Source organism: Paenibacillus ferrarius, assembly GCF_002027705.1.
GTDB classification, from domain to species: Bacteria; Bacillota; Bacilli; order Paenibacillales; family NBRC-103111; genus Paenibacillus_E; species Paenibacillus_E ferrarius.
Genome location: NZ_MBTG01000066.1, coordinates 214,343 through 230,736, shown reverse-complemented (window position 1 = coordinate 230,736; position 16,394 = coordinate 214,343). Strand labels below are relative to the sequence as shown.

The following is a 16,394-nucleotide window of genomic DNA, read 5'->3' as shown; positions in this document are numbered from 1 at the left end:
TGAGCTTTACACCTTGTCTATTTGCGTTCGATTTCTTCGACTAGCTCGGATAAATATGTCCATCTTTCCATCGCTGCTTCCAAATCAGCCGCGGTTTGCTGCTCCTGCTCATACAAATCACGAACACGGTCAAAATCGCTTCCGGCCGATTCGATTTGCTTTTTCAAACTTGCTGCTTTGTCTTCTATGGAAGCAATGGTATTTTCGATTTCGTCCCATTCCTTTTGTTCTTTGAACGAAAGCTTCTTGGGACGGCTCGAACCCGAAGCATTCCCCGCTGGGGCCGAACTCGCCGCAGTAGACGGAGCTGATTTGGCTGCGCTGGCATTGCGTATCATTTCCTTGCGAGCCTGCTCAGCTTCTTCCTCTTCCCGTTTCTCTTCCAAGTAATCCGAGTAGTTGCCAATGTATGGTTCAATTCGGCCTTGACCGTCAAATGCGAATAAATGAGAAACCGTCCGATCCAAGAAATAGCGATCATGGGACACCGTAATAACAGCCCCTGGGAATTGATCCAAGTAGTCTTCCAGTATGGTCAAAGTTTGAATATCCAAGTCATTCGTCGGCTCATCGAGCAGCAGAACATTCGGCTCGCCCATCAAGGTACGCAGCAAATAAAGTCTGCGCCGCTCTCCTCCTGACAGCTTTCCAATCGGCGACCATTGCAATGTTGGTGAGAATAAAAATCGCTCCAGCATTTGCGAAGCTGAGATCGTTTCTCCATCCGACGTGCGGATAAGCTCAGCCGCTTCCTTGATGTACTCGATGACGCGCATTTTCTCGTCCATCTCGACGTTCTCTTGCGTGTAGTACGCCAGCTTCACGGTCGTACCGGTCTCAATCGTGCCGCTGTCGGGCTGAATCCGCCCAGCGAGCATGTTCAGCAGCGTCGATTTCCCGCTGCCGTTCGGACCGATGATGCCGAGCCGATCTCGCGGCATCACGATGTAGCTGAAGCCGCTGAGCAGCGGCTTCCCGCTCTCAAATGCCTTGGTGATGGCTTCCAGCTCCATCACCTTCTTGCCTAGGCGGCTGCCGGCCAGCGCCATGTCCATCTTCTCTCCGGGACCGTCCACTTTGTGGTCCCGCAGGTCTTCGGCGCGCTGAATCCGCGCCTTCTGCTTCGTCGTGCGCGCTTTCGCGCCGCGACGGAGCCATGCAAGCTCGCGGCGCAGCAGATTCTGCCGCTTGTCTTCGCTGGATGCTTCGGATTCCATCCGCTCTGCTTTCTTCTCGAGGAACGCCTCATAGTTGCCCTCGTAGCTGTAGATCTTGCCCCGGTCCAGCTCCAGCATGCGGTTCGTGACCCGCTCCAGGAAGTACCGGTCATGCGTAACGAGCAGCAGCGCGCCGCGCCACTTGCCGAGGAATTCCTCGAGCCAGATGGCGGTCTCGTTATCAATATGGTTCGTCGGCTCATCCAGGATGAGCAGGTCGGCGGGCTGAATCAGCACGCGCGCCATGGCGACGCGCTTGCGCTGACCGCCGGAGAGCTGGCCGACGGGCTTGTCGAACTGGCTGATGCCTAGCTTCATCAGCACAGTTTTGGCCAAGGTGCTGGCTTCCCAGGCACCTTGTTCATCCATGCGCGACTGGGCTGCGAACAGCCGCGATTGTTTCTTCTCGCTGGAAGCGTCGAGCTCCAGCTCTGCTAGTGCCAGCTCATAGTCGCGAAGCGTCTTCATGAGCGGCGTGTCGCCGTGAAATACTTGCTCAAGGACCGTGGAGTTCGGATCGAACTCCGGGTTCTGCGGCAAGTATTCCACGCGGAAATGGTTCGCGTGCACAAGCTTGCCGCGATCCGCTGTTTCCAGCCCCGCCAGCAGCTTCAGCAGCGTGGACTTGCCTGTGCCGTTCACGCCAATGAGACCGATGCGCTGCTTCTCGTTCACCGTGAACGAGATATCATCGAACAACACCTTGTCACCGAATGTTTTGGTAATGTTGACTGCACTTAGTATATTCATGCTTCCACCGGCTCCATGATATAGGCGGCAAGCAGAGCTGCTGTATTCACTACTGCATCCATATGCGTTCTTTCCATGCTGTGTGACGCATGAACGCCAGGACCAACCAAGGCCGCACGAATATCGCGTCCGCCTCTGAGCGCGGCTGTTGCATCTGAGCTGTATCTTGGATAAATATCAACGGCATAGCCGATTTCCAGCTTCTCCGCAAGTTCGATCATTTTCGAAGTCATCTGATAATCATAAGGTCCCGAGGAATCTTTCGCACAGATCGAAACATCGCGTTCACTGCCGCTCAAATCATCACCAAGCGCGCCCATATCCACCGCAATGAAATCCGTAATATCTTCCGGAATGAAAGAGGAACCATGACCAACTTCTTCATAATTAGAGAAGAACAGCTTGATCGTGAATACAGGCTGCAAGCCTTCTTCTTTCATTAACTTAAGCAAACCGAACAATGACGCTACACTAGCTTTATCGTCCAGATGACGTGACTTTACGAAACCGTTGGCTTTCACTTGTACCCGCGGATCGAACGAAATATAATCGCCAACGCGAATGCCCAAAGCTTGAACCTCTTTTTTGGAATTCACCAATTCATCAATACGCACTTCCATGTTGGCTTCATCCCGTTTGTACTCTCTAGCATCCTCATACACGTGGACAGAAGGCCTTGAAGTTAAAATAGTACCATCATAGACACGTTCATCACGTGTATGAATTTGCACGTATTCATTTTCGATGGCTCCCATCATGAATCCGCCCAAAGAAGTGATTTTCAAAGTACCGTTCTCTTTGATAGAACGAACCATCGCGCCAAGTGTATCCACATGGGCAGAGATGCCGATCACTCGGTCTTCGCGTGTTCCCGGTATGGTCACAATGCCGCAGCCTTTATTCGTATATGTAAGCTCATATCCGAGTTTAGTTACTTCTTGCTCTACCTTTTGCATAATGTGGTGCGTATAACCTGTCGGACTTGGTGTGCGCAGCAGCATCTCTAGAATGTCCGTCATATAGGCTTGATTAAGTTTTGACTTCACTTGGGAATCATCCCTTTTCTATAAATTAATGGCTGTCTAAACAAACAAAAAACAGTGCAGCCTAGGATACTTAGGCATGCTAGTGACATAAATCACCAACTAACCTCTTCTAAGGATACTACACTGTTCCCTTATGTTTTTCAAACCTGATTAGCTTAAGAAATCCACACAAACCGAAGTACCATCAAGAACTGTCTTCATATGAGCCTTCACTGCTTCATGAATCGGATGTGTGTCATAGACCTTCAGATCCTCTAAGGAATCAAATTTCGTGATTAGCGCAATATCATAAGAACGTTCCAAATGAAGGATATCTGTTCCAACCTCAATATATCGGAGAACATCAATTTTGCCTTCCATATTGGTAAGAACATTTTTCGTTACTTCTACAGCTTCCGGACTGCGGTCTTTCAACTTAAAAAACACAATGTGAGTTAACATGAATCATTTCCCCCTGTGAAATTAATTGGTTACTTTCGCTGACCACTCTTCAACATCCCAAACTCTAGTTACCCAACCTTCATAGAATTCAGGTTCATGGCAAACGAGTAAAACAGTACCTTTGTATGCTTTCAAAGCGCGCTGGAGCTCTTCTTTGGCAACGACGTCCAAATGGTTCGTTGGCTCATCGAACAGCAGCCAATTGCTTTCTCGCATCAATAATTTGCAAAGTCTGACTTTCGCTTGCTCACCACCGCTAAGCTTACTCATCGCGCGCGTGATGTGCTCATTTTTGAGCCCTACCCGAGCAAGCGCTCCTCTAACCTCATTCTGCGTCATGGAAGAGAACTCATTCCAAACATCATCAATCGGTGTCATATTCGGCGCTTTCACCTCTTGCTCAAAATAAGCAGGGCTTAAATAATCGCCAAGAAATGTTTTGCCGTTGAATGGCTCAATTTTCCCCAAAATGGTCTTGAGCAGAGTTGATTTACCAACCCCATTGCACCCGACGATCGCAATCTTCTCGCCGCGTTCAATCGTGACATTCATCTCTGGTAATAGTGCGCGATCATAGCCGATCTCCAGCTTTTGCGCCTCAAAGACAACTCTGCTGCTTGAACGCGATTCTTTGAACACAAAAGTCGGTTTCATAGCCGTCTCGGGACGTTCAATGCGATCAATTTTGTCGAGCTGCTTCTCCCTACTCTTAGCCCTTGTAGAAGTTGAAGCACGCGCTTTGTTTCGCGCAATGAAATCCTCTTGCTTTTTGATAAACTCCTGCTGCTTTTCATACGCATCAATATGCTGCGATTTGTTCATCTCAGCCATATCAAGGAATTTCTCATAATTCGCTGTGTAGCGAGTTAGCTTCGTAAATTCCAAATGATAGACAACATTAACGACTTCATTCATAAATTCCGTGTCATGTGAAATAAGCATAAAAGCAAACGGGTAATCCTTAAGATACATCTTCAACCATTCAATATGCTCTACGTCCAAATAGTTCGTTGGCTCATCCAAAAGAAGCACGGTCGGCTTCTCCAAAAGAAGCTTCGCCAGAAGAACTTTCGTCCGCTGTCCGCCGCTCAAGGAAGTAACATCACGCTCGAGGCCAATTGCATTAAGTCCAAGACCATTAGCCATTTCATCAATTTTAACATCCAACAAATAGAAGCCGCCAATGTCCAAACGCTCTTGAATTTCGCCCATTTGCTCTAACAGCAATTCAAGCTCATCTGGCGTGGCATCTCCCATTTTCTCCGTAATGGCCATCATTTCTTTTTCCGCTTCAAATAAAGGTAAAAAAGCATCACGCAGAATATCACGAATCGTTTTGCCTGGCGTCAGCACCGAGTGCTGATCCAAGTACCCATAATGAACTCGTGGCGTCCACTCCACTTTTCCTGTATCCTTCAAAAGCTTACCAGTCAATATATTCATCAACGTGGATTTCCCCACGCCATTTGCTCCAACAATACCAACACGTTCGCCCGCAAGCAGTCGGAATGACACATTTTTGAATAATGTCCGATCTCCGAAGCTATGGCTCAAATCTTCAATTGTCAAAAGACTCATCTCGTAAACACAAACCCCTGTCTGTTAAAAACTAATCGCATCCATTCGCGACTTCTTATTATACCACTCGCGCTGCAAGACAGGAAGTAGTTAAATTGTTCTAGGAAGCGTATTCATGCAAGAAATGCATAAAAACGCCCCTTTTGGGACGCAATATTTTATCATCACTTGTCATTTTCGCCTTTTTTTCACCTTTTCCCTCGCTTTATAGCCTAAACCTTATTTCCTGTCTGACTATACGAATTTCGTCGCCGTCCTTCAGCGGATAACGTTGATAAGCAACCAGCAATTCGCCATTCAAGTAGGTCCCATTTGTTGAACCAGCATCTTGAATCTCGTAGCTGATCTCTTTTTTTATGATCTCGGTATGAATGCGAGAAACGCCTGCTTCTTCCAGAACACAGTCTACTTTAATATTCGCGTCTCCTCTTCCTATTGTAAAATGATCGTTAGTGATAGATATCGTTCTCACATTATCTTCGGTTTTCACTTCGATGCGCGGCCCGGCTGCTTGTAATTTTACATTCCCTAAGAACACGGTTGCGTTAGGCAGTTTATTATGAAGCAGTGATGTATGCTGGTGTAAATTGTCATAGTAATTTTGAACATCTATAAGCTTCTCATCACCCTCTGGAAATTGACTTTTCACTATACTCTCGGCTTGTATTTCACCCGATGGCGTGAACGTTTGATGTTGTCCACCTTGTGGCGTCATGGGCAAACCAAGAAATTTCAAAACAAGCCATATATCTGCCAGTATTATCGTGATACCAGCAGTAACATGCAGCGTCTCTGTCGACGGATACGTAAAATAATTTTGCCATACAAATGCACTAAGCAAAATAACTACAGCAAGTGCAATAAGTTGTGACCTTTGCGTCAGAGGTGTAAAGGAAGTTGATTGCATATCCGCTTTCACTGCTTTCACTACTTGCTCATCTTGCTGCACATTAGGTGCATTTTGATTCCATTTTTGGGGCTCCGACTGATAGTCCACTTGCTGGGCTAGATGGGGCTTTGGCAAGTTATTGAACTGTTCTGGATGTGGTGGATCTGAATATGTTCGATCCGTTTCTAATTCATATTGATGATTAACTGGAGCTGCCAACTCCTTTGGAACAACGGTTTGTTTATCCATTAGTTGCAAGAAAAAATCTTTATAGTCTTGCAGCCGATGCATGGATGTGCATGCCGTCAGAATCGCATTCACTTCATTCCTTTCCTCATCTTTCAAAGCAAGCAGCATGTGATCCATAAATAAGGCTAAAGATTTAGTAACGGACTGATCTTCCGATAACGGTTCAATAGGGATGTAAGTCAAATAGATGTCTGACCACTCAGCACCCATAAAAATAAAATTCTCCTTCAGCACATACCCTTCTTCGTTTAACATATAGTTCTTATTCGCTTCCAGAGTGCTTACGATGGCAACCATCATTTTGGCGAATTTAAGCTTGGAAAGCCCTTCTATTTTCACCACATGAGCAAGCATGCGCTTGGACGAAATGTTGTAAAGCAGGCTGATCCGGAAATCTATTTCCTGTATTTCCAAAGGCAACAGATTCGGGATGTCATTAGCCTCAAGCATCTTAACCTGCAGCATGGACAACTCTTTTGCCTCTAATCCATGCTCTTTATGAAGCGCCATATAATGGCCGTGATTGTAGACAAACTCATACCTAAGACCAAATACTTCTTGTGTCAAGGCTCCACCACCTCTTCTCATAAAAACATATAGCACCATGTCAATGCGACGCCAGGTACAACCGCATACATAAACGGAAATTTCGTGTTTTTTTGATGCTTCAAAGATCGCAAACTGCTCATGTCATGACACGCGATAGCCCCATACAACCATAGGGCGAGCTTGTGTCCAGTTGCTGCCATCTGCCTCTGAATACCGAGTAAAAGAAGACCAATAAGACCCGCACACAAGATCGCATAGAGCATGGCTTGAACAACGAATGTGACTCCCATGATGGCGCCAATTGCTGCAAACAGCTTCACATCGCCAGCACCTAAAGCTCCAAAAAAATAAAGCAAGATCAGTGCAATAAATCCAACTGCCGCTCCAACCAAGGCAAGAAGCAGCCCCTTCCATCCTTCGTAAGCAAAATGGAAAAACACACCTGCAATTGTTCCACATAGTGTCAATTTATTGGGAATGATGGAATGACGGATATCCGTAATAAAAGCTAACGTAACGAACAGTAAAAGGATAACATGAATCATAAATTCCCCTCCCATTTAAGCACCAACCCACGCTCGCTCATAGGCCCTCTTTTTTAGAATGATCTGCTGACTGATAAATGGCAAAGGAAGTTTATAAGTAATCTGAGCTTCAATGCTCAGGATTGCGTTTCCGCCGTTTTCCATACTTGGAAGGGTTATCGAGGTCACCTTGAATGTATCTTTTGGAACGGTTCGCTCATCACAAAAGGCATAAACAATCGGTGTAAAGACCGTTTGCATGCGCGGTTTTATGTGAGTGTCATAGAACTCGTCCAGCGCCTCCGCCCCCTTATCTTCACTGAGCTCACGCTTCTCTTTCTCCCATCTGATTAATTCTAAAAGTGGCTCTGGAATGTAAGCGGCGTATTCATCGGCCAAGCTTTCAACATTTGTCACTTGTGTTCTGACAGCTTGCACACGTTCGATTACGGCCGTCAATATCTCAGCCGGCCGGCTCTGTTCAAGCCTCGACTTGCTTTCTTGTACGAGGAGCTGCACTGGATACAGTTGACCTGCGATGCTTTTGGTTGCTTCGCTCACGCCTGCTTGCAGAGCTAATTCCAAAACAGCAATCTGAATACAAACAACCAAACCGACAACAAATGCCAGAAAAAAAGGAAGCACAAGTGAGGCCTCCAGTACGATCCCTCCTTGCTGCTCTTTATATAATTTACGAACCACTAATGCACTCTCCTTTGTTAGTATGCTATAGCGGCTGTTTGACTAAAGCGGCAGTAATTGCCCTGTACGTTACAGCCAAGCAAACCCGAGCCATCCAAAAGCTTCATAAGCTGTGGGATAAACCACAATCTCACTTCACTCACAGCATATCCCTGCAAATATGTCGTCTCTTGCACTAAATCCTTGCTGTTGTTAAGCTCAATAAGCGCCTGCATTCTAGCCATGAGTTTTGTATTATTGCTATGCATCATGAGGAATACACGCAAATAGTCTTTGTACGTTAAACGAAGCACTGAAGTCGTTATTTTCGCAGACAGCTCCACAGCTTCCCCTTTAATCAGTTTGCTCATGTCTTGAATCGCAAGCAGCGCTCCTTCCGCGGCTGCAGCCAAAAGAACAAGCAGCGGCGAGCCCACATTGAGCAGCTCTTTCTTGGGATCCAGAAGTGCTTCGACTGTTCGGATCGCCAATCGGAAGGAAAACATTTCCGCATACGCAGATGAGATATTCGCACCGCATGAGGAAAATCCATACAATAAATATTCCACTTCTTGATTCTTTAGAGCGTGGGCTCCCGGATCTACAAGCTCACTGGACTTCTTTGGATTCCCATTAGGATCAAGCTCCAGCCCATAAGTTCGATAATTAAATTTGGTTAGCGCAAATTCGTTCACATACAATTCATCACGGAGTGAATCCGCCGCCAAATTAAATGCCTCCAGCATTCCCATCGCTTTTAAACTCACAGGCTCTGATTTCTCGAGATCATAGGCTATTTCACTGCCAATTGTCGTTTCCTGTGCGTTGGCTTCTCGATACTTTCGATACAAGCCCTTAGCATCCGCAGATGAATTTCCTGATCCTTGCAATCTTTCATACATCGCATTATCACCATTTGACGAACTAAACACGGTGCACGTACCCATTGCTTGCTTAGCTTGATCAAGAACTGCTTGAATTTTAGTCTTTTGCTCTTGTTTATTCGTGGAAATCACGTTGTTGCGGTCCATTCGCGTTTTCTCCAGCAAGCTTTGTGTGCCATAAAATCCTACTGCTTCTGTGTTATAACTTTGATTTGCTGAATTAGCTCTGTTTGTTTGATCGGGGGTGAAAAGATATATCGAGTCCATTACTTCCTGAAAAGCAGAAAACAGCGCAGTTATGCTAGCTATAGAGGTCTGATATTTATAAAAATAATCATCTCCCATCATGGAAACATTTTGAAACACTTCATTTACGTTTTCATTTCCAATTCCAGCATTGCGAGGGATTCCATCTATTTTCGTCCGAAGCTCGTCATTCCGCTGTTTGGCTAAACGAAGAGCGGGTTCAATGTTCTGCTGCAATTGCACAATTACTTGGCCATCAGCCGGAACCTCCAGCTTTGTCGCTGCCAGCAGCGCCGCATACTTCATAATTAACTGTAATAAGACATCCAGTTCATTTAATTTCTGATTCAGCATTTGAGCTTGCTCAGCCAATCTGCTTTTCGCTTGCAGCATGTTCTGTATCCCAGCTGCACTTACTGAACCTGCTTGGCTGAGAGCAGCAATAGACATATCCATATTAGATATGGACTCACGGATTGATTCCATTTGACTCCTGATGCTGCTCATCTCGCTTTTTACTTCATCAACCGTATGCAGACCGATCTGAGCAGCTAACTGATCCAGCTCTGTGATGCGTGCTAGATAATACGTGTAATATTGCTGTGTTTGCGCATGCAGGTTCTCAGCGCTTTCCCAAGCCTCATCCAGAGCTTCCTCACGCTGATTAATAAGCCTTTCCAATTCTGCAGCATTTTTTGAGAATTGTGTGCCGAACTGAAATGGTGGTGTTGTTCCACTTTTCCGAAATTTATCCGTAATTTCTAACGTGTACTCAATAGGAGCTTTGATTTTCATATCTTCCAGCACTTGTTTTTCAAAAACGGTATGACTCGCCAACGAATACACAGGAGTAACCCGAATACTTTCATTTACAGGCCTTGTGTCTATATAATGAAAAGCACCAGCTGCTGTTTGACCTGACAAATTGGCGGTAAATACCTCTCGGAACAATGTCTCACTTTCATTCTGTGAAATGCCCAGTCCGTACAGACCCATTTTGTGAAGCTCCTGATCATACGCTGACATAACAGAACGAGCTGCGGCCTTAACAGCCGAATCGCTTTCTTTTTCTGCCAGTTTAATACGCGCAAAATCAATTAATACGGCTTGGAACAAAAAAATTGGCACAATGATTAGAATGAGATAAACAGAAACTGCGCCGCTTTCAGAACGAATGAATCTCTTCAATTACTCTCCCCTTTCTAGTTGTGTATAACAACTACAATTCCTTTGCTTTCCAACTCCTTTCGAAAAGAGCTTGAAGGCATCTCCTTGCCACTAGCATCCTTTTTGAAAAAATGCCATACAATCCCTTTTACTTGTGTCCCTTGCTTGAGCAGTTCTATGTCTTTGGGCATTTGTTCTCTGCGGAGTTGAAACTCCGTCATGCTATAAAAGGCTTGATGAGCAATTCCTCGTGCGTCCAAGGCATCAACAGTTCTGCTCAATCCCGATACAGTTTCCAATACAACTTCTTTGCCGCCAACGAGCTTTTTCAAATAAGCAGCAGCTTGACGCTCAGACTTAATCGTTACCTCAGGTCCAGCTAAATCACCATATTCTGGCTCAATGAGGGCTTCCTTGGCTTTTTGCGGGGAAATTCTGCCTTTAATGGTTTGAAAGTAAGTTCTTGTAATATCCGTTAATCGGATGAGTTCAATTGGATCGACAATATGCGAAATCCCTGTAGCAGATGTCTTATTTACATGCAGCCATTTATCTACAAATGGAGGTATTATATATGACTTATTCAGCTTCACTTCAATCTGCCTATCCAGTACATAATTCACAAACTTGGCAGTTCCAGTTATCCCCTGAGGCAACAACACTGACGCTTTGGCAAGCTTTCGCTCAACTTGACCGTTTGCTGCTAAGGCAGGAAGCTGAATTTGAGATGAGCCGCTGCCTGTCAGCATACCGAATAAATCCGAAATGTTATCTTGAGTAAGCCGCCAGTAGAGACCATCGCTTTTACTAGGGTTAAAATTGCCCGTAACGATATCTTTGTGACTGTTATCCCATGTAAACGCGAGCCGCTCGGCTGTGGATCTTGCCATTTGCTGAACAAAAACTCGCTGATACACATACATGCCCAGAAAGAGCAGCGTAACCGTACACATTAAAATAACAGGAAATACAAGTGAAGCCTCGAGCGTGAAGCTTCCCTGCTCACTGGTTGCCAAGCTATTGCGTTTGGGTTTACGGTGCACAGCTGGCCGTCGGACTTGGCGCACAGGGTACAACTGCGCTGTTGTCTTTGAGATCCGTATTGGCATCGCCAATCAACTTCTGAAACCAACTTACGATCCACTTTCTGAAAATAATTGCTATAGCAACTAGCACAGCAACAATCAATAAAATCTCCAGTGTTCCGAGACCTTCCTCATCTTCCCAGAAGTGCTTAAAGCCAGATACTAACCTTTCCATTGTTGAACTCCTCCTCATTTATTGTTCCATCATTAGTAAAGCCGGTGCAGCAACAATAACCATGACAACAACGAAAATAAGTACCATGGGGAACACCAGCTTGGAAGATGCTTCTTCCCCCAAGGTTCGTGAGACCGACTTCCTGCGCTGCCATAGATCCAATGAAAGAGAATGAAGAGAAACAGCAAAATCATGACCTCCGCGTTTATAGTTCAGCAGGAGTGTAGAAGTAAACAGCGACACTTCATGAAGTGCGCAGCGCTTGCTGAAATCCTCCATCACTTTGGTGAAAGAAATGTTCATTTGCAGTTCATGAACTGCTTGCGCCAGTTCTTTGTACAGTGGGGTGTCCGACTTGTGAGGTCTAGCCTCCACACAGCGAATCCACGCTTGATTGACAGTCTCGCCAGCATTCACAAGCAGGACGATTGTGCTCAGGACCTCCGGCAATTCAAGGATAATTAATTGCTGTTTTTTGCGAATTTGGATATCCAAATCACGGACCATAAGCAAGGGGATGATAGCGCTGAGAAGTGCGCCAAAACTCAACAAAGAACCATCTCCGCCAGCCAAAACAGAAAGGAAAGTCAACGTCATTAAACATAAAGTACTTGCGGAAATCATCTCTGCATAAAACCATTTCGTCCCTTGTGCAGCAAAGCTTCTGCCATACAAGGTAATTAGCTTGTGATAGATCTTAGCTGTAAGATCGGGCCATTTCTCTATCAAATTAAACTTATCTACAAGCAAATAGCTGTATGGCAAAAGCATCTTGATCCGAAATGGATACAATTGTCCTTTCAGCACATTGGCATATCGGCTGCGCCCCCATAGAAACAACAAAAGTAACCCAAAAACTTGTGCCATGCACACAAATGTGATCCACATGTTACACCTTAATATTCATAATTTTGTGGGTTAGCAAATAACAAGCTCCCAAGAGCAGTAAACAAACAGTCATAATGAGCAGGCCACTACCGGTATAAAGAGGCTGCATATATTCAGGGGAAGTGAAAGCCAATACGGCAACAATAGCGATCGGGGCAAAAAGCAAAACCCTCGATTCAAAACGTTTCTGTGCAATCATGACGGATATATCCTGGGATATCTCAAGCTTTTCGCCAATGACAGTGGCAGTTCTTTTCATGACCTCTATAAGATTTCCCCCTGATCTTTTGCAAGTGAGGAACACATCCGTGAAGCTTCTTACATCTTCCAAATGACTACGATCGGCAAAGTTTTTAAGTGCCGCTTCAATTGGTTCGCCATTTTCAACTCTGCGACAAATAATACTGAATTCAATGACAATGAAGCAGGCAGGATCAGAATAAAGCAGCTTCAGATCTTCCAAAGCCTCTCGAAAAGCCGTTTCAATTGATTTCCCCACCGTCATCGAAGATGATAAACAGCTTAGCGCTTGTTTAAACTGGACATATAACTTGTTTTTGCGATTTTGGATTAAATGCTGTTTGCGGAAACGTGGAAATGTGAGCCCTATCATGGATAAGCCAGCGGCGAGGATTAAGCTTTTGTAGAAAATGTAGCCAACAATAAAAGCAGGAATAGCCAGCATCAATATGGCAATCATTTTTTCTTTCGCGGTCAACTCATAAAGATTGTAGTCGATCAGTTGATTAATGTTGGAGGGTTGGGGAGCTAGAGATGTTTTATTCATAATTGAACCAATCCGGAAGCTTTTTGCCAGCCATTTGAATTTTGTGCAAGTTATTAAGTCTGTTGCCTGTGTACGTAAGCTCACCAATCACTTTTCGATCAGCCGTCTCTCCTCTTTCCTCAAATAAGAATAGTGGAAGAAGCTGTACCTCGCCCTCTTTAACATCAAGAACCTCATGAATTTCGGTTACTCTTCGCGAACGATCGCGTATTCGGCTAATATGAACGATGATATCAAGCGCCGACGCGATTTGTTTACGGATAACCTCGACTGGAAGCGGCGCACTGCTAAGCACCATTGTTTCAAGTCGACTCAGCATGTCTACGGAGGTGTTAGAATGCCCCGAACTAAGGCTTCCATCATGCCCGGTATTCATTGCTGCCAACATATCTAGCGCTTCCGCCCCACGTACCTCGCCAACGATGATTCGATTAGGACGCATACGCAGCGAGGATCGAATCAGATCTCTAATGCTGATCTCGCCTTTGCCTTCTGTATTGGCATTGCGAGTCTCCATTCGCACTAAATTAGGCACATTTTGAATCTGCAGCTCGGCGGAATCTTCAATGGTGATGATGCGTTCATGTGAAGGAATCCAGGCACTAAGTGCATTGAGGAAAGTCGTTTTCCCAGAGCCCGTACCTCCTCCAACAAAAATGTTGTAGCCTGACTCAACGAACACTCGCAGGACATCTGCGGCTTCCCGCGACACGCTCCCCATATGAATTAAATCGTCCATAAGAAGAGGCTTTTCCGGAAACTTACGGATGGTTAGCGCAGGTCCGCTTAACGAGGCAGGAGGCAATACAATATTAACCCTTGACCCATCGTGTAAACGTGCATCTACAATTGGGGTTGATTGATTCACAATACGATTCACTTTAGAAACAATCATTTGAATCAAGTCTTCAAGCTTCTCAGCACTTTCCAAAACATAGGGGTATCGTTCTACTGCTCCATTTCTTTCAAAGAAAATGTTTTCATGGCCATTAACCATAATTTCTGTTACGGATGGATCATCAATTAGCGGTTGAAGAACATCCAATCCCCGAAAAGAATCAAATATTCGCTTCACCCCCATCTGCATCTCACTAGATGTCCACCCCTGTTCATCAGCAAGGCTGAAAATGGCATGCTCAATAAGTTCAAACAATTTCGCATCACTCACTGTGCTTGAAAGATCAAGTCTCTCCTTAATATCTTGCTTCAGAGTGTGAAATAACTGTTGATTCAAGAAGCAGCAGCTCCTTCCCGCTGCGTGGCGAACCTATCCTTACCTCCACAAGTAGCTGCGAACATGTCGTACGTTTGTTCAGAAAAAACAGCTGATTGCCACATCTGAGCGGGAGAACTCACCGTTTTCCAATCAGGAATGTACGGAAGCTTAAATGCCAGCTCTTTTCCCAAAACGGAAAAATCGTTAGTTAGAATACCTGTAAATTTATTCAGTACAAAATGAATATTCGGCTTGAAACCAAGCTGTTTGTGCAGTATTTGCGTTTTGAATAAATCCGTTACGTCATCTCGGAGCAGCCAAATGATGTGATCACTGGATTCTATACATTTTACAATTCTCGGATGCAAAGTAGCCTCCAAATCAACAATGATAAAGTCGTATTCATTCTGAGCAATGATCGTATCTAGAAGCAGTCGGATATGCTCGCCGCTCATTTCCTGCATTTCCCTGATTTGATCGTCAGGACATAGATGGTCTAAACGCCATCTGGCATCATGAGATTTAAGCAGCTGCAGCTTGGGACCCAATAGATCAGGTGAGCTTTTCAAATAATAGAGAATCTGGGAAAATCGGTTTCTATCACCCTGCAGCCACTGTGAAGCAGCGCTGACCAATTCAAGACTTAAATAAAATACTTGTTGCCCGCGAAAAGACAATTGCTTTGCCAAATGCAGGGCGGTCATCGTTTTGCCACTGTTCCCACTGCTGCTGAAAATAGAAAACACCTTCGTTCTTTTCATTCCGATTCCTTTATCGTAATGATTCTTCTCCGCATAGAAGGCATGAAGACGTGAAAGCAATTGACTCAAGGACTGAAACCGATATAAAAAAGGGATTTTAGTCTCAGCTTCCTTGGAGTTAGCGATGGTTTCACTTAAAACCATTTTGAATAATGAAGTGCTCTGATTGAGCAAAAGTGGATAGAACGTCTCTGAGAACAATAAAATGCCTTCTACCGGCTGATGCTCAATGACTTCCAGGATGTATTCCCATTTGGAAAACAATTTCACCTGCAAACGCTCTGCGAACTCTGAAGAACGGACAAACGCTGCGAGTCTTTCTGCGTACAGGTTGTCATCATCCAAGACGTACAGTTGAATTTTATTCATTACTACCTCCTTTAAGTTGAGGATAATTTCGCATAAACACCACTGCCAATTAACACTAAACCAATGATGAAGAGCACAATTGCCAGACGTACGGCGGTCGCAACGTTCATGTATCAACCTCCTTTGTATGTCGGAAAAACAAAAAAAGCACGCGCCGATGGCAGAGAACGAGTCTCCACGATCAGCGGTGCTTCCGCTTGTCCGATATATGTATCCAGATTATACCACATACAACTGAAAAAACAATCCTTTTATTCCCAAGGATATTTCATCGTAAAAAAACCGGCAAGCTTCTTGCTTTCCACTCTCCGCATCCTTCTCATCTCTGCTCGTTGTGGTGCAGATTCATGAAGCTTCGTCTCTTCCTCGGTTTCCGGGATCACCTGAGGAACCTCAACCGGAACTTTGTTATCGTCCAACGCAACGAAAGTTAGGAAAGAAGTCGCGGCAATTTTTCTTGCCCCTGTCTTCAAATCTTCCGTAACTACCTTGACGAAAACTTCCATTGAGCTTTTCCCGGTCCAAGTAACGAAAGACTCCAAACACACAGAATCCGAAGTGTGAATCGGCGACAAAAAGTCTACGGAATCCGTCGAGGCTGTGACCACAGATCGCCTGCAATGTTTATGCGCGGCAATCGATGCAATATCATCAATGTACGACATTAGCTTGCCACCGAACAAGGTATTGTGGTTATTCACATCGGTTGGAAAAATGCGTGATGTTTTGAAGCAGCGAGATTCTCTGGCAAAACGTTGTTCCATAAACGAATAGCCCCCATTATTTACATGAAAATAGAAATATGACTCATCATAACACACTTATCGTGTTTGTGGTTATAACTTAGGACACGCGTGTAATATAGTAATACAAGCTAGATAACCAAAGAGGA

At 44.9% G+C, this 16,394-nt stretch carries 15 protein-coding genes; all 15 read right to left on the bottom strand.

The annotated features are described in order from the left end of the window. Positions 1 to 17: 17 nt before the first annotated feature. A complete protein-coding gene (locus BC351_RS38430; RefSeq protein ID WP_079420958.1) occupies positions 18 to 1,967 on the bottom strand; it encodes an ABC-F family ATP-binding cassette domain-containing protein in 1,950 nt (649 codons plus the stop codon). Continuing rightward, entirely contained in the window at positions 1,964 to 3,013 is a 1,050-nt protein-coding gene (locus BC351_RS38425; protein ID WP_244209320.1) for a M42 family metallopeptidase, read from the bottom strand. The genes BC351_RS38430 and BC351_RS38425 overlap by 4 nt, the downstream gene beginning before the upstream one ends. A gap of 150 nt (positions 3,014 to 3,163) precedes the next feature. Then, positions 3,164 to 3,454: a Dabb family protein gene (locus tag BC351_RS38420; protein WP_079420957.1), complete on the bottom strand. Its 291-nt coding sequence runs from the start codon at positions 3,452 to 3,454 to the stop codon at positions 3,164 to 3,166. Between the two features lie 21 nt (positions 3,455 to 3,475). Beyond that, complete coding sequence (locus BC351_RS38415; RefSeq protein WP_079420956.1) at positions 3,476 to 5,032, bottom strand: ABC-F family ATP-binding cassette domain-containing protein; 1,557 nt, start codon at positions 5,030 to 5,032, stop codon at positions 3,476 to 3,478. Positions 5,033 to 5,237: 205 nt separating this feature from the next. Next, positions 5,238 to 6,737 (bottom strand): DUF6382 domain-containing protein, encoded by a 1,500-nt coding sequence (locus tag BC351_RS38410; RefSeq protein ID WP_158082379.1) that lies wholly within the window; start codon positions 6,735 to 6,737, stop codon positions 5,238 to 5,240. 17 nt (positions 6,738 to 6,754) lie between these two features. Next, a complete protein-coding gene (locus tag BC351_RS38405) occupies positions 6,755 to 7,264 on the bottom strand; it encodes an A24 family peptidase (RefSeq protein WP_158082378.1) in 510 nt (169 codons plus the stop codon). A gap of 15 nt (positions 7,265 to 7,279) precedes the next feature. After that, complete coding sequence (locus BC351_RS38400; protein ID WP_079420953.1) at positions 7,280 to 7,945, bottom strand: hypothetical protein; 666 nt, start codon at positions 7,943 to 7,945, stop codon at positions 7,280 to 7,282. A 17-nt stretch (positions 7,946 to 7,962) separates the two neighbouring features. After that, complete coding sequence (locus BC351_RS38395) at positions 7,963 to 10,242, bottom strand: hypothetical protein (RefSeq protein WP_079420952.1); 2,280 nt, start codon at positions 10,240 to 10,242, stop codon at positions 7,963 to 7,965. 14 nt (positions 10,243 to 10,256) lie between these two features. Then, positions 10,257 to 11,288, bottom strand: a complete 1,032-nt coding sequence (locus tag BC351_RS38390; RefSeq protein WP_158082377.1) for a TadE family protein — start codon at positions 11,286 to 11,288, stop codon at positions 10,257 to 10,259. Continuing rightward, positions 11,254 to 11,481 (bottom strand): Flp1 family type IVb pilin, encoded by a 228-nt coding sequence (locus BC351_RS38385; protein WP_079420950.1) that lies wholly within the window; start codon positions 11,479 to 11,481, stop codon positions 11,254 to 11,256. The genes BC351_RS38390 and BC351_RS38385 overlap by 35 nt, the downstream gene beginning before the upstream one ends. Before the next feature lie 18 nt (positions 11,482 to 11,499). Next, on the bottom strand, positions 11,500 to 12,348 hold the full coding sequence (locus tag BC351_RS38380; RefSeq protein WP_158082376.1) for a type II secretion system F family protein: 849 nt from the start codon (positions 12,346 to 12,348) through the stop codon (positions 11,500 to 11,502). A 22-nt stretch (positions 12,349 to 12,370) separates the two neighbouring features. Then, on the bottom strand, positions 12,371 to 13,156 hold the full coding sequence (locus BC351_RS38375; protein ID WP_079420948.1) for a type II secretion system F family protein: 786 nt from the start codon (positions 13,154 to 13,156) through the stop codon (positions 12,371 to 12,373). Next, complete coding sequence (locus BC351_RS38370) at positions 13,149 to 14,390, bottom strand: TadA family conjugal transfer-associated ATPase (RefSeq protein ID WP_079420947.1); 1,242 nt, start codon at positions 14,388 to 14,390, stop codon at positions 13,149 to 13,151. Before BC351_RS38370 ends, BC351_RS38375 begins: the two co-directional genes overlap by 8 nt. Beyond that, positions 14,387 to 15,502, bottom strand: coding sequence for a CpaE/TadZ family protein (locus BC351_RS38365; RefSeq protein WP_079420946.1), 1,116 nt, complete (start codon positions 15,500 to 15,502; stop codon positions 14,387 to 14,389). The genes BC351_RS38370 and BC351_RS38365 overlap by 4 nt, the downstream gene beginning before the upstream one ends. A 251-nt stretch (positions 15,503 to 15,753) precedes the next feature. Next, positions 15,754 to 16,266, bottom strand: a complete 513-nt coding sequence (locus BC351_RS38360) for an acyl-CoA thioesterase (protein WP_079420945.1) — start codon at positions 16,264 to 16,266, stop codon at positions 15,754 to 15,756. Positions 16,267 to 16,394: the final 128 nt, after the last annotated feature.

What these genes read in the sequence shown, in the direction of transcription:
- BC351_RS38360 (WP_079420945.1), bottom strand. Translation starts at nt 16,266, where the DNA reads ATGGAACAACGTTTTGCCAGAGAATCTCGCTGCTTCAAAACATCACGC.
- BC351_RS38380 (WP_158082376.1), bottom strand. Translation starts at nt 12,348, where the DNA reads ATGGCACAAGTTTTTGGGTTACTTTTGTTGTTTCTATGGGGGCGCAGC.
- BC351_RS38385 (WP_079420950.1), bottom strand. Translation starts at nt 11,481, where the DNA reads ATGGAAAGGTTAGTATCTGGCTTTAAGCACTTCTGGGAAGATGAGGAA.
- BC351_RS38430 (WP_079420958.1), bottom strand. Translation starts at nt 1,967, where the DNA reads ATGAATATACTAAGTGCAGTCAACATTACCAAAACATTCGGTGACAAG.
- BC351_RS38415 (WP_079420956.1), bottom strand. Translation starts at nt 5,032, where the DNA reads ATGAGTCTTTTGACAATTGAAGATTTGAGCCATAGCTTCGGAGATCGG.
- BC351_RS38405 (WP_158082378.1), bottom strand. Translation starts at nt 7,264, where the DNA reads ATGATTCATGTTATCCTTTTACTGTTCGTTACGTTAGCTTTTATTACG.
- BC351_RS38420 (WP_079420957.1), bottom strand. Translation starts at nt 3,454, where the DNA reads ATGTTAACTCACATTGTGTTTTTTAAGTTGAAAGACCGCAGTCCGGAA.
- BC351_RS38365 (WP_079420946.1), bottom strand. Translation starts at nt 15,502, where the DNA reads ATGAATAAAATTCAACTGTACGTCTTGGATGATGACAACCTGTACGCA.
- BC351_RS38375 (WP_079420948.1), bottom strand. Translation starts at nt 13,156, where the DNA reads ATGAATAAAACATCTCTAGCTCCCCAACCCTCCAACATTAATCAACTG.